We start from the raw sequence: 13,905 nt of genomic DNA on the forward strand, positions 1-13,905 counted from the left end.
CGGGTGCTGGGCGGTTCAGTCGAGGACGATCGTGGTCAGTGCGCGCGGGGCGAGTTTCGCCGTGAGGGTCGTGCCGTGCGTGGAGACGATGTCGGCCGGGGTGATCGAGCGGGTCTCGTCGGTGACGTAGCCGTCAGGGTGCCGGTCGCGTCCGCCGCGAAGAGAGAACTCGGCGGACTTCCCGGTGGTCGCGGTGTTGAGGATCTCGATCACGCGGCTGCCGTCGGTGTTGCGGAAAGCCGTGATCTGCAGTGCCGGGTCGGCGTTCGTGGCCGGCACGCGGACGGCGCCGGGGCGGATGAACCGGCTGAAGGCGGCCAGCGCCCAGTACCGCTTGGACACCCGGTAGTCGTCACCGGGGTTGGCGAGCTGGATGAGCCCCCGGGTCGCGCCGAGGGACGCGCCGGTCCAGTAGACGTAGGCATTGGCGTTGCCGACGGTCAGGGTGTTCTGGATGTCGGCCGCGACGGCGAGACCGTCGTAGCCGCTGCCGTCGTCCCAGTTCTCGTTCCAGGTGGAACCGTCCGGCGACCATTCCGACATCCACACACGCTTGTCGGTCGGCTGCGGGACCTCGGTCGGACCGCTGTAGCGGTGGCCGGTGATGGTCCGCACGGCCTTGTCGGCCGCCGGGTCCGCCTCGATGGCCTCGGTGAAGGCGACCTGCCGGTCCCAGCCCGCGGCGTCGCAGCAGACCACCCCGGTCCTCAGTCCGGACGCGCGAACGGTCGGCCCGAGCACCTTGAGGAAGTCGACAGCCTGCTGCGGGGTGAACCGCATCGAGGCGTAGGTCGCCGTCCAGTCGGGTTCGTTGGTGAACCCCAGGTCGGTGATCCTGATGCCTTCCTGCCGGTAGAACTTCGCGTACTGGACGAGGTAGTTCGCGTAGGCCTGACGCCATTCGGGCCGCAGTTCGCCGCCGTCGTTCTCGCTGCCGTTGGTCTTCATGAAGGCCGGGGCGCTCCAGGCGTCGGCGAAGAACCGTTTGACGCCGTAGGCCTTGGCCTCCTTGGCGAGCCAGACCTGGCCGCCGTCCCAGCCGTCCCAGACGTACTTCGGCGTGCCGTCCGGCCCGCCGGGGTCGGCCGGCAGGATCGTCGGCATGTGGTCGTAGACCCTGTCGGTCGACGACCCGATGCCCAGGCGCAGGATCGAAAGGCCCGCGCCCTTGTCCTTGCTGAGCAACAGGTCGAGCACCTCGCGCTGCTTGGCCGGGCTGAGGCCGCGCGCGCCGTGCAGCAGGTCGGCCCGCTGGAAGGCCATCGAGAAGCCGAATCCGTCGATGGGCTGGAGTTCGGCGCGGAAGTCGACGGCGGGCCGGGCGGGGGCGGCGGGTTGTGCGGGGTCGGCAGCGGCCTGCGATGTGAGCGCTAACATTAAAGCGGCTGTCAGTGCGGTCAGACGTTTCACAAGGTCTCCTCGGGGGTGGAGGTCACACGGGACGGGTCAGCCCTTGGTGGCGCCCGCGGTGAGGCCGCCGATCAGCTGGCGCTCGGCGACGGCGTAGAAGGCGAGGGCGGGGACCATGGCGAGCACGATGTAGGCGAGGACGAGCGCGTAGTCGGTCGAGTACTGACCCTGGAACTGCTGGACGCCGACGGGGATCGTCTGCCATTTCGGGTCGTTGAACACCAGCAGCGGCAGGAAGAAGTTGTTCCAGCTCGCGACGATCGCCAGCACCGAGACCGTGCCGAGCGCCGGCCGTGCCATCGGCAGCAGGATCTTCCAGAAGAAGCGGAACTTGCCGCAGCCGTCCATGATGGCCGCCTCCTCGACCTCCGCCGGGATGGTCCGGAAGAAGCCGCGCAGAATGATGATCGTCATGGGGAGCCCGAAGGCGGCCTGCGGGAGGATCACTCCGAGCGGGTTGTCGAGCAGGTCGAAGTTGCGCAGCAGCAGGAACAGCGGCAGGACGGCCACCGCGAACGGGAACATCAGCCCGATCGTGAACAGCGTGTAGAACAGCTCCCTGCCGCGGAAGGCGTAGCGGGCCAGCACGAACGCCGCCATCGCGGAGGCCGCCACCGTGCAGCATGTCGTGCCGATCGCGATGCCCGCGCTGTTGGCGATCTGCCGCCAGAACATTCCGTCGCCGAGAATGCCGGTGTAGTTGCCGGTCTTCCAGTGCTCCGGCAGCCCGAACGGATTGGTCGTCAGCTCGCCGGTGCTCTTGAACCCGGAGATCACCGCGTAGATCAGCGGCACGACGACGAACGCGGCGATCAGCCATACCACGGCGTGCAGCGACAGGCCGCGTGCCGTCCTGCGGGCGTTCATCGGCCGCCTCCCGTGGTGACGGCCCCGCTCAGGTCACGGCGGAGCACGTAACGCTGGTAGAAGAGGGAGAAGACCAGACTGATCATGAACAGCACCACGCTGATCGCACTGGCGTAGCCGACCTGGTAGCGCTTGAACCCGAACTGGAACATCGAGATCGCCATCGTCTCGGAGGAGTGGTTGGGCCCGCCCGCGGTCATGACCCAGACGAGGTCGAAGAGCTGGATGGCCCCGATGACCGAAAGGAAGACGCTGATCCGGATCGTCGGGCCGAGCAGCGGCAGCGTCACGTACCGGAAGCGCTGCCAGGCGCCGGCGCCGTCGATGGAGGCGGCGTCGAGGATCTCGCGCGGGATGCTCTGCAGCCCGGCGAGGAGGAGCATCATGTGGAAGCCGAAGTACTTCCAGGTCATGACCACGAACAGGGTCGGCATGACCGTCGAGGGATCGGCGAGCCACTTGCCCTGCAGCCCCTCCAGGCCGAGGGCACCGGCGAGATGGTCGGCCATGCCGTCGCCGGGAAGGAAGATCATGGTGAAGAGGACCGCCGTGACCACCTCGGACAGGATGTACGGCGCGAAGAACAGCATGCGGTAGACGGCCCGGCCGCGCAGCTTCTGGTTGAGCAGGACCGCGGTGAACAGCGCGAAGGGCAACTGCACCGTGATCGACAGGACGATCAGGTACAGCCCGCGTCCCATGTCGCCGAGGAAGACCTGATCGGCGAACAGCCTGGTGTAGTTCTCGAAGCCGACGAAGTCGTCCATGGGGCCGATTCCGCCCCACTTGAAGAAGCTGGTGTGGACGGCGACGGCGATCGGGGCGAGGACGAAGACGAGGAAGAGGACCAGAGCCGGGACGAGGAACCAGGCGATCGACGCCCAGCTTCCCAGCTCGCGCGGGAGCGACCGGGCCGGGGCGTGCGAGTGCACGGGTACGGCGCCCTCCGTCCGCTCCCCGGTCGGGCCCTCGGCCGGGTCCTTGGCCGGGGCAGCCACGGAGCTAGGCACCCTTCGCAGCCTCGGTGATCGACCGGGTGACCTGCTCGGGCGTCTTCTTGCCCGCGATGAGGTCGGCGACACTGTCGTTGACCTCCTGGCCGACCGCCGGCGGGTAGGCCTGGTCGAGGAAGAGCTGGAAGCCCGTCGCCTTGACCAGGCTGTCGGCCACCACCTTCTTGTTGGCGTCGGTGAGCTGGCGCTCCGCGCCCTTGACCACCGGCAGGTAGCCGTTGGAGGCCAGCAGCTTGGACTCGTTCTCCAGAACGAGGAACTTCAGGAAGTCCAGCGCTTCCTTCGGGGCACCCTTGCGCAGCGCGAAACCGCCGCCGCCGCCGAACACCTCGGTGGCCCGGCCGACTCCGCCGTCGACCGTCGGGAAGGGGAAGAAGCCCAGGTCCGCTCCGAGGTCGGCGCCCGCGTCCTGCTGCACCGACGGCGCCCACTGCCCCATCAGCTCCATGGCGGCCTTGCCGTTGCCCATGGTCGCGGCCTGGCCGCCCGGGGTGGCGTAGCCGGCGCCGAGGAAGGCCGTCTGGAACGGCTGGAGGTCGACCAGCTCCTTGAGGTGGGTACCGGCCTGGACGAACCCGGCGCCGGTGAAGTCCTTGGTGGTAGCGGCCTGTTGGAGCGCGGGGAGGCCCGCGACGCGCATCGCGAGGTAGGCCCAGTAGTAGTGACCTGGCCATTTCTCCTTGCCCGCGAGGGCGATCGGAGTGACGCCCGCCGCCTTGAGTTTCTTGACGTCTTCGAGGAAATCGGCCCAGGTGGCCGGCGGCGCGGTGATCCCGGCCTTGGCGAAGAGCTTCTTGTTGTACCAGAAACCGACCATGCCGATGTCGTAGGGCACCCCGTAGGTCCGGCCCTCGATCTGATAGGCCTGCAGCGACACCGGGGTGAGGTCGGACGACCAGCCGAACGCGTCGGTGAGGTCCTCGACCAGCCCCGCGTCGACCTGCTGCTGCAGCACGCCGCCGCCCCAGGTCTGGAAGACGTCGGGGAGCTTGCCGGAAGAGGTGGTGGCGGTCAGCTTGGACTTGAACGCCTCGTTCTCCAACGAGGTCGTCTCGATCCTGATGTTCGGGTGAGCGGCCGTGAACGCCGAGGAGATCTGCGGGAAGAGGGACTTGCCCGGTTCCGTCGTGGCGATGTTCCACCAGGCGAAGGTCACCTTGCCGTCGGCCGCCGGCTTGCCGCCGGAGTCGTCACCGCCGCAGGCCGCGGTCAGCGAGACGGACAGGGCGGTCAGGCCCGAGAGCGCCAGGAAGCGTCGTCGACTCGGGGGGGTGCTGGCCATGGGACCTCCGGGGTGGGAAATGCCGACTCGAGCTCGAAAATATTTCGTAACACTCTCGAATTCTGTGCTGCCACAAACTAGGAACGCGAGGCTTCTCGGTCAAGACCTGTCACCAATTTCCCTGAAAACAACAGCTCTTTTTGCTTGACAAGCAGGTCACGCCAACCGGAAACTCTTCGAAAAGTTTGCGGTACATGTCGCCGTCCCCAGGCGCCGCGCGGAGGAGTGAAGTTGAGCGAGCAGCGTCCGACCCTGGCCGTCATCGCCGCGGAGGCAGGGGTCTCCCAGGCCACCGTGTCCAAGGTGGTCAACGGCCGCTCCGATGTCGCGTCCTCGACACGCGAACGGATCGAGACCCTGCTGCGATCCCACAACTACCTCCAGCCCGGCCGGCAGGGCAGGGCCCGCAGGTCGGGCCTGGTCGACTTGATCATCGGCGGTCTGGACAGCGCGTGGGCGGTGGAGATACTGCGCGGCGTCGAGGCCGAGTGCGCCCAGCGGAGCGTCGGCACCGTCGTGTCGCTCGTCCCGCCGGGCGAGGCCACGCCGTCGAGCTGGGCCGCACTGCCGGTCCTGCACCACAGCGACGGCGTCATCCTCGTCACCGCCTCGGTCACCCAGGCCCAGCGCGCCCAGGTCGAACGGGCCGGGGTGGCGCTGGTCGTCATCGACCCGATCGACCTGCCGGGCAACGGTGTGCCGAGCATCGGCGCGACCAACTGGGCGGGCGGCCTCGCTGCCACCGAGCACCTGCTGGAGCTGGGGCACCGCCGGATCGCCGCGATCGGCGGGCGCAAGGAGATGCTCTGCAGCCAGGCCCGCATCGACGGGTACCGGGCCGCGCTGGAGCGGGCCGGGATCGAGGTGGACCGCGATCTGATCCGGTTCGGTGACTTCCAGCACGAGGGCGGGTTCCAGCGCGCCCGGGAACTGCTCGCCCTCCCCGAGCCGCCGACCGCCGTCTTCGCCGGTAGCGACCAGCAGGCGATGGGCGTCTACGAAGCCGCCCGGCAGGCTGGGCTGAGCATCCCGCGGGACCTCAGCGTGGTCGGCTTCGACGACCTGCCGATGTGCGAATGGCTGTCACCTCCGCTGACGACGGTGCGTCAGCCGCTGGAGGAGATGGGCCGGCTCGCCGCCCGCACACTGTTCCAGCTTCTGGAGGACCAGCCCCTGGTCAGCCCCCGGATGGAGCTCTCGACCGAGCTCAAGGTCCGGCTCTCCTCCGCCCCGCCTCGTCCCTAGGAGAACCTCTTGACCGAGCCCTGGCGTGACCCCCTCCTGCCCGCGTCCGTGCGAGTCGCCGATCTGCTGAGACGGATGACGCTGGAGGAGAAGGCGGGGCAACTCGCCGGTTTCTGGGCGTTGCCCTCGAATCCGGGAGCACCTGTCGCGCCGATGGAAGACGATTCCGGCGAGTCCGCGCCCGGCCTCGACGACATCGTCGCCCACGGGCTCGGCCAGCTCACCCGGGTGTACGGAACCGCGCCGGTCACCGCGGAGGCCGGGATGGAGCGGCTCGCCTCACTCCAGCGGCAGGTGACCGGATCCGGCCGGTTCGGGATCCCGGCGGTCGCTCACGAGGAGTGCCTGACCGGGTTCATGACGTTCGGGGCCACGGTCTTCCCAGGGCCGCTCGCCTGGGGTGCGTCCTTCGATCCCGGGCTCGTGCGACAGATGGCCCTCGCCATCGGCACGGGGATGCGGCGGGTCGGCGTCCACCAAGGGCTGGCTCCAGTCCTCGACGTGGTCCGCGACTACCGGTGGGGAAGGACCGAGGAGTGCATCGGCGAGGATCCCTATCTCGTCGGAGCGATCGGCACCGCCTATGTGCAGGGCTTGGAAGGCGCCGGGATCGTGGCGACGCTCAAGCACTTCGCCGGGTACTCGGCCTCGCGCGGCGGCCGGAACATGGCCCCCGTCGCCTCGGGACCGCGCGAGTTCGCCGACGTGCTGGTCGAGCCCTTCGTACGGGCACTGCGCGAGGGGGGCGCCCGGTCGGTGATGAACAGCTACACCGACGTGGACGGTGTCCCGGTGGCCGCCGACGAACGGCTGCTGACCGAACTGCTCAGAGGTGAGCTCGGTTTCAGCGGTGTGGTCGTCGCCGACTACTACGCCGTCTCCTTCCTGGAGACCCGGCACGGCGTCACCGGATCGCGCGGCGCGGCCGGCGCGCTGGCGCTGACCGCCGGAATCGACGTCGAGCTGCCCACGGCCCGCTGCTACGGCGAGCCGCTGACCGAGCTCGTGCGGTCGGGAAGCGTACCCGAGGCGCTCATCGACCGGGCCGCGGAACGGGTCCTGCTGCAGAAGGCCGGGCTCGGCCTGCTCGACCCCGCCTGGGAACCCGTCAAGCCGGAGCCGGTCGAACTCGACCCGCCGGAGAACCGGGCACTGGCCAGGCTTCTGGCCGAACGGTCCACCGTGCTGCTCGCCAACGACGGCACCCTGCCGCTGCGGCCGTGCCGGGTCGCGGTCAGCGGGCCGTACGCCGACGACCCGCAGTCCTTCCTCGGCTGCTATTCCTTCCCCAACCACGTCGCGCTGCCCGGCGACCTCGGGCTTGAGATCCCGACGCTCGGCGAGGCGCTCACCACTGCCGGGTTCACGGTCACCGCGGACGATCCGGACGTGAACGTGGTGGTGCTCGGGGACCGGGCCGGCATGTTCGGCCGGGGCACCTCCGGAGAGGGCTGCGACGCCGAGACCCTCGACCTGCCCGGCGACCAGGCCGCACTCGCCTCCGCCGTCCTGGACTCCGGGGCGCCGACCGTCCTGGTCCTCGTCTCCGGACGGCCGTACGCGCTCGGCACGCTCGCCGAGCGCGCATCGGCCGTGGTGCAGGCCTTCTTCCCCGGCGAGGAGGGCGGGACGGCGCTCGCCCGGATCATCAGCGGGGCCGCGGAGCCGTCCGGGCGGCTGCCCGTCTCCATCCCCCGCCAGGTCGGCGGACAGCCCGGCACCTACCTGCACTCCAGGCTCGGCGGGCACACCGACTGGAGCTCGGTGGACCCGACCCCGCTGTTCCCTTTCGGACACGGGCTGAGCTGGACCAGCTTCACCTGCTCGGAGCTCTCGGTGGATCCCGTCGCCGCGACGGACGGAACCGTCTCCGTTGCGGTCACCGTACGCAACGTCGGCGAGGTGGCCGGGACCGAGGTGGCCCAGCTGTACCTCTCGGACCCTGAGGCGTCCGTCGTCCGGCCGCAGCGGTGGCTCGCCGGATTCTGCAGGGTCGAGCTGCAACCGGGCGCGGCCGCCCGGATCACCTTCTCCGTCCATGCCGACCGGACCTCCTTCACCGGGGTCGACCTGCGAAGAAGAGTGGAGCCCGGGGAGATCGGCGTGGCCGTCGGACGGTCCAGTGGCGATCTTCCGCTCCAGGGCTCCTTCACCCTGCACGGCCCCGTACGTCACCCGGCGGCCGACCGGGTGCTGTCCGTGCCGGTCGAGATCGTCCCGGTTCCATGACCACGTTGTCCGGTGATCCCGCGCTGCCCGGGTTCCGGCCCGGCCCGTCCGTCTGCCCGCGCCGAGTCCCGCGATCGCCACAGGCTGATCGCGGCGACACGCAGGAAGCCCTCCCTCTCCGCCCTGCCGGTCCGGGGAAGGCCGAGCGCCAGGGCTCGTTCAGGGTGGTCCCGTACGGCACCCGCCCGCCCAGGGCGCCGGCCACCAGGGCCTCGTACTCGCCGAAGCGTTCGGCGGTGTCCCGGGCGGGCCAGCCGCCACCAGGCGGCGAAGCAATCGGCGGGGGTGCGCCCGCCCTCGCCGACCGCTCCCCCGATCTGGTACGCCGAGGTGGCGCTGCCCCGCAGGAAGCCCGGGGAAAGCGGAGAGTCAGTCGGCGGCTTCCTGCTCACCGGCTCGCGGCGACGAGGCGACGAGGGCCTGGACTGATGGGGAGATGCGGGAGCGCTCGCCTGCTGACGGTGTGCCGGCTCGTGGAGCCTCCCAGCGGGAGAGGCGGAGGCGCTCGAAGAAGTGAGGGCGGCCTCCGGGCTCTGGAAGCGCTTCCAGGAGGTCACGCCGGGAAGTTTCTGCCGCACGAGAGGACGACGTCAAGACGTGGGGCGGCAATGGCCGGGAAACGCGTGGGAAGCGCGTCCGGTCCGACCGGGCCGGCCCTGACGGAAGCGCCCACCGATCAGGCCGACGCGGGCAGGCCGGGGGCGGACTCGCGCACGGTCAGGCGGGTCGGGAGGATCAGCGGGCTGGGGCGGTGTCCTTCGATGGCACTGACCAGCATTCTGGCCATCTCCTGCCCCAGCGCCCGTACCGGCTGATGGACCGTGGTCAGCGGCGGGCTGGTGTGCCGGGCGCTCGCCAGGTCATTGAAGCCGATCACCGCGACGTCCTCGGGCACCCGGAGCCCTCGTTCCCGCAAGGTGCGCAGAGCGCCGATGGCCATCGCGTCGGAGGCCGCGAACACCGCGTCGGCACCGGGGTGCGCCCGGAGGAGACGCTCCATCGCCTCGGCGCCGCCGTCCTCGGTGAACTGCCCGGGCTCGACCCCGAGCAGCGGCAGGCCGGACAACGTCAGTCCCTCGGTGAACCCCTGCTCCCGCGCGACGGCGGCCCTGGCGTCCACCTGTCCGGTGATCATGACAGGCCGTCGGCGGCCGGTGCGCGCGAAGTGCTCGGCGGCCAGGCGGGCACCGCCCCGGTTGTCGGCGTCCACGTACCACGTGGGCTCCCCGGTGAGCGGGAGTCCGCCGAAGACGACGGGGAGAGCGGCCTCCTCGCTCAGGCGTCCCAGCGGATCGTCGCCGCGCAGCGCCATCAACATGACGCCGTCGGCCCGGCGGGAGCGCAGCAACCGCTCGAACCGCTCCCGGCCGCGCGGGGTGTTGGCCAGCAGCAGGATCAGTTCCAGATCCGTCTGCTCCAGCGCCACGCTGACGCCGACGATGACCTCCGCGAAGAACGGGTCCGCGAACAGCCCCGGCTCGTCGCTGGAGACCGCCAGCACCACCGTTCCGACCCTGCGGGTCGCCAGGGCCTGCGCGGACGGATTGGGCACGAAATCCAGCTCGCGCACCGCCCGTTGGACCGCTTCCCGCTTGGCACGGCTGACGTGCGGGGCGTTGTTGATCACTCGGGAGGCCGCCGTGCGCGACACGCCGGCTCGTGCAGCCACCTCGTCGAGCGTCGGCATGCGCTTGGGTGACGGCTCCATGGAAAACTGCCCCTCAGGCTCACGCGGACGGCGAACAGGGGCCATGATTCCATGCACCGTCCCGATTTCGGACCTGCTCGCGGATGACGCTCTTGTCTCGATTTGGCAGCGCTTCCAACCTATCGAGCCACGCCGACCACCGCGGTGCTGCCGTGTTCAACCTCTTGACACACCTTTGCGACGGCCCCAATCATCCCATCAACGCGGTCCCACTCACGTCAAAACTGGAAGCGCTTCCACTTCCCCGCCCCCACCCATCGGAGGAAGAACCATGCGCAAGTCCGTCCGAGCTGCATCCGTCCTGCTGGCCGGTGTTCTCACCGCCGGTCTCGCCGTGATCAACGCCGGGACGGCGCACGCCGCCGACCCGACCGCCATGACCAGCGGCTTCTACACCGACCCCGACAACTCCGCCCTGCGGTGGGCCAACGCGAACCCCGGCGACGGCCGGGCCGCAGCGATCCGGACATCCATCGCCAACACCCCGGCAGCCCGTTGGTTCGGCAACTGGAGCGGCGACATCGGCGCGGCCGCCGGCGCCTACGTCGGCCGCGCGGACTCCTACGACAAGCTGCCGGTCCTGGTCGCGTACAACATCCCCAACCGGGACATCTGCGCCGGCCACTCCGGCGGCGGCGCCGGGAGCCGCGCCGCGTACGACACCTGGATCGCCGCCTTCGCCAGTGGCATCGGCAGCCGTCCGGCCGTCGTCGTCCTCGAACCCGACGCGCTCGGCCACGAGAGCTGCATGACGGCCGGCCAGATCGCCGAGCGCAACGCCATGCTGAAGAACGCGATCGCCCAGTTCAAGGCCAAAGCGCCCAACACCTGGGTCTACCTCGACGCCGGGAACCCCGGCTGGATCGGCGCCTCGACCATGGCGCAGCAGCTCGCCGCCGCCGGTGTCAGCGGGGCACACGGCTTCGCGCTGAACGTCTCCAACTACTTCACCACCGACCAGAACACCTCCTACGGCAAAGCGGTCAACTCCGCCCTGAGCTCCTACGGCTACACCAAGCCATTCGTCGTCGACACCAGCCGCAACGGCAACGGTTCCAACGGCGAGTGGTGCAACCCCGCCGGCCGCCGGATCGGTACGCCCAGCCAACGCGGCGGCGGTGCCGAGATGCTGCTGTGGATCAAGATCCCCGGTGAGTCCGACGGCAACTGCGGCGTCGGGGCCGGCTCCTCGGCCGGACAGTTCCTGCCGGAGGTCGCCTACAAGATGATCTACGGCTACTGACCCGTTCCCTCACCGAAGGCCGGGCCCTGGCGCCGGGCCGACCGCCACGCGGTCCGACGCCAGGGCCCGCGACACCGAGCACCCCCGCCGAAGGAACTCCGTGTGTATCCCCGTCCCGATCCGTCCCGGCCGCGAGCGCACTCACGCTGCTCCTCGGCGCCGGAGCCCCGGCCTCTGCCGAGGCGAGCTCCGCGCCGGCCTCCCCCGCGCTTCCCGCAAACACCCGCTTCTCCGTCGATCCCGGCAGCGACGCGGCCCACCAGGCCGTCACCGGCCTCCTCCACCGGCATTTCGAGGGCGTCAAGTCCATGGCGAAGCCGACCAGTTGGCCGGCTGCTGCCCGGCTGGTTCACCGACGGCAGCCCGAACCAGGTCGAATCCCGCGTACGCGACCTGGTACGCCGCGCCGAACGAACCCGGACGGTTCCCGTCCTGGTGGCCTGCGACATCCCGCTGCGCGACCGCTCTCCGTACGGCCTTACCGGCGCGATCACCACCGGACGCCTGTGGATCCGGACCGTCGGCCAGCCCGACGGCCGGTGGAACGCCGATCCCACCCCGGAGTTCCACACGGTCTTGCACTGACCGGGGTCCCCACCTCGCCGGACGTCGTTCCCGGCGAACAGTCGGGTACGGCAGCACGGGGCCCGTTCACGGACAGCTCAAGACGGCCCCGGGCATCGCAGGCGACCCGTGAACCACCGGAGGGGGCAGGGGGGCATCCTGCACTCCACCGGCGGTGGGGGCTTGGGCAAGGTCGCGGAGATGCAGCGGGCGAGCGCCGTGGGCTTCGGCAAGCCTGGCCCGGCGAGTGCCGTTACGCCGACGGCGGTCCCGGGGGCCGTCCATCCGTGCCGGCCGCGCACGGCTGCACGTGAAGACACGCTCCCTGCTTCAACGGGGGGGGCGCCCCGGGATGACGGATATCAGTGCCCCAGAGATGCGAAATGAAGAAAATACTCGTTCATGGCGGGAACTCCCCTCAGGAGCAGCCGTTCAGATCCAGCGCCCACTCGTTGGCGCTGATATCCGTGCCCGGCCCGGATTCCTCTCTGTTTGTCCGAAAGCGAATGTGAGGGACGGCCAGGAGCCAACACGAGACGGCAGGGGACGTCACGTGATCGTCTGGTTTTGCCTGAGCTTTCAAAGACACCTCGGCTCGGGCGATCCTCGTCGAAAGACTTTCGATGAGCCTTGCACAGCCGAAAGCCGCCACTGGACCGCATCGAGGGAATGATTCTCGAAATGCTTTCGAAACTCTTGACATGTTTCGGTGAGGTCTCCACGCTGAGTCCCGAGGCGGTGCCACCCGTCTGTGCGAGTGTCGGGTGCCGGCCTTGGATCGTTACGCCCTGCTGGTAAGCGCCCCTTGTCAATGGGCGCGGGCGTCCCTGACGCGGATTCGTTCTGCCGCGCTTTTACCCCTTCCGTGATTTCCTTCCTGGAGGCTCAGTCATGGGCTCAAATGCCATTCCCCCACCCACCGTCCGCCGGAAGGCCGGCCGTCTGTTAACGGCCCTGGTCGTCGGCGTCCTCGGTTCGGCCGCCGCGCTGGTGGCGCCGCAGACCTCACACGCCGCCGAGAGCACGCTCGGCAGCGCGGCGGCGCAGAGCGGCCGCTACTTCGGGACCGCCATCGCCTCGGGCCGGCTCAACGACTCGGCGTACACGACGATCGCGGGCCGCGAGTTCAACTCGGTGACGGCCGAGAACGAGATGAAGATCGACGCCACCGAACCCCAGCAGGGCCAGTTCAACTTCACCGCCGGTGACCGCGTCTACAACTGGGCGGTGCAGAACGGCAAGCAGGTGCGCGGCCACACCCTGGCCTGGCACTCCCAGCAGCCCGGCTGGATGCAGAACCTCAGCGGCAGCGCGCTGCGCCAGGCGATGACCAACCACATCAACGGCGTGATGGGCCACTACAAGGGCAAGATCACCCAGTGGGACGTCGTGAACGAGGCCTTCGCCGACGGCACCTCGGGAGCCCGGCGCGACTCCAACCTGCAGCGCTCCGGCAACGACTGGATCGAGGTCGCCTTCCGTACCGCGCGCGCCGCCGACCCGGCCGCCAAGCTCTGCTACAACGACTACAACGTCGAGAACTGGACCTGGGCCAAGACCCAGGCCATGTACGCCATGGTCCGGGACTTCAAGCAGCGCGGCGTGCCGATCGACTGCGTCGGCTTCCAGTCGCACTTCAACAGCGACAGCCCCTACAACAGCAACTTCCGCACCACCCTGCAGAGCTTCGCCGCCCTCGGCGTCGACGTGGCCATCACCGAACTCGACATCCAGGGCGCCTCGGCCACGACCTACGCCAACGTGACCAACGACTGCCTGGCCGTCCCGCGCTGCCTCGGCATCACCGTCTGGGGTGTGCGCGACACCGACTCCTGGCGACCGGAGCACTCGCCGCTGCTGTTCAACGGCGACGGCAGCGAGAAGCCCGCCTACACCGCCGTCCTCAACGCACTCAACGCCACCTCCCCCACCCCCTCGCCCGGTTCCGGACAGATCAAGGGCGTCGGTTCGGGCCGCTGCCTGGACGTGCCCGGCAGCAGTACCACCGACGGCACCCAGGTCAACCTGTGGGACTGCAACAACCGCACCAACCAGCAGTGGGCCTACACCGCCGCAGGCGAGCTCAGGGTCTACGGCAACAAGTGCCTGGACGCCGCCGGCACCGGCAACGGCACCAAGGTCCAGATCTACAGCTGCTGGGGCGGCGACAACCAGAAATGGCGCCTCAACTCCGACGGATCCATCGTCGGCGTCCAGTCAGGCCTCTGCCTCGACGCCGCCGCCAACGGCACCGCCAACGGCACCCTGATCCAGCTCTACTCCTGCTCGAACGGCAGCAACCAACGCTGGACCCGCACCTGACCTGCCACGGCGAAAAGGTGAA

Annotated in this window: 10 protein-coding genes; 5 read left to right on the forward strand and 5 right to left on the reverse strand. The window is 69.6% G+C overall.

Annotated elements, in window-relative coordinates; genetic code table 11:
* Nucleotides 1-15 precede the first annotated feature (15 nt).
* The 4 genes from ACWD0Y_RS11730 to ACWD0Y_RS11745 all read right to left on the reverse strand — a co-directional run bounded on the left by ACWD0Y_RS11730 (nucleotide 16) and on the right by ACWD0Y_RS11745 (nucleotide 4,572).
* Complete coding sequence (locus ACWD0Y_RS11730; RefSeq protein ID WP_450260186.1) at nucleotides 16-1,377, reverse strand: glycoside hydrolase family 30 protein; 1,362 nt, start codon at nucleotides 1,375-1,377, stop codon at nucleotides 16-18.
* 69 nt (nucleotides 1,378-1,446) lie between these two features.
* Nucleotides 1,447-2,277 (reverse strand): carbohydrate ABC transporter permease, encoded by an 831-nt coding sequence (locus ACWD0Y_RS11735; protein WP_450260187.1) that lies wholly within the window; start codon nucleotides 2,275-2,277, stop codon nucleotides 1,447-1,449.
* Nucleotides 2,274-3,170: a carbohydrate ABC transporter permease gene (locus tag ACWD0Y_RS11740; protein WP_450260232.1), complete on the reverse strand. Its 897-nt coding sequence runs from the start codon at nucleotides 3,168-3,170 to the stop codon at nucleotides 2,274-2,276. Before ACWD0Y_RS11740 ends, ACWD0Y_RS11735 begins: the two co-directional genes overlap by 4 nt.
* A gap of 109 nt (nucleotides 3,171-3,279) precedes the next feature.
* Nucleotides 3,280-4,572, reverse strand: coding sequence for an extracellular solute-binding protein (locus ACWD0Y_RS11745; protein ID WP_450260188.1), 1,293 nt, complete (start codon nucleotides 4,570-4,572; stop codon nucleotides 3,280-3,282).
* 231 nt (nucleotides 4,573-4,803) lie between these two features.
* Here ACWD0Y_RS11745 and ACWD0Y_RS11750 point away from each other — a divergent pair, with 231 nt between their 5' ends.
* On the forward strand, nucleotides 4,804-5,817 hold the full coding sequence (locus ACWD0Y_RS11750; RefSeq protein WP_450260189.1) for a LacI family DNA-binding transcriptional regulator: 1,014 nt from the start codon (nucleotides 4,804-4,806) through the stop codon (nucleotides 5,815-5,817).
* Between the two features lie 9 nt (nucleotides 5,818-5,826).
* Nucleotides 5,827-8,046: a glycoside hydrolase family 3 N-terminal domain-containing protein gene (locus ACWD0Y_RS11755; RefSeq protein ID WP_450260190.1), complete on the forward strand. Its 2,220-nt coding sequence runs from the start codon at nucleotides 5,827-5,829 to the stop codon at nucleotides 8,044-8,046.
* Between the two features lie 676 nt (nucleotides 8,047-8,722).
* Here the strand turns inward: ACWD0Y_RS11755 and ACWD0Y_RS11760 are convergent.
* The gene (locus ACWD0Y_RS11760; protein ID WP_450260191.1) at nucleotides 8,723-9,754 is read right to left on the reverse strand and encodes a LacI family DNA-binding transcriptional regulator; all 1,032 of its coding nucleotides are present in this window, start codon (nucleotides 9,752-9,754) and stop codon (nucleotides 8,723-8,725) included.
* Nucleotides 9,755-10,025: 271 nt separating this feature from the next.
* On the opposite strand from ACWD0Y_RS11760, the gene ACWD0Y_RS11765 reads away from it, so the two are divergent.
* The 3 genes from ACWD0Y_RS11765 (at nucleotide 10,026) to ACWD0Y_RS11775 (ending at nucleotide 13,883) form a co-directional block, all read left to right on the forward strand.
* Complete coding sequence (locus ACWD0Y_RS11765; RefSeq protein ID WP_450260192.1) at nucleotides 10,026-10,997, forward strand: glycoside hydrolase family 6 protein; 972 nt, start codon at nucleotides 10,026-10,028, stop codon at nucleotides 10,995-10,997.
* A gap of 435 nt (nucleotides 10,998-11,432) precedes the next feature.
* Nucleotides 11,433-11,582 (forward strand): hypothetical protein, encoded by a 150-nt coding sequence (locus ACWD0Y_RS11770; protein ID WP_450260193.1) that lies wholly within the window; start codon nucleotides 11,433-11,435, stop codon nucleotides 11,580-11,582.
* A gap of 870 nt (nucleotides 11,583-12,452) precedes the next feature.
* Complete coding sequence (locus ACWD0Y_RS11775) at nucleotides 12,453-13,883, forward strand: endo-1,4-beta-xylanase (protein WP_450260194.1); 1,431 nt, start codon at nucleotides 12,453-12,455, stop codon at nucleotides 13,881-13,883.
* Nucleotides 13,884-13,905: the final 22 nt, after the last annotated feature.

Source organism: Streptomyces altiplanensis (genome assembly GCF_053591575.1).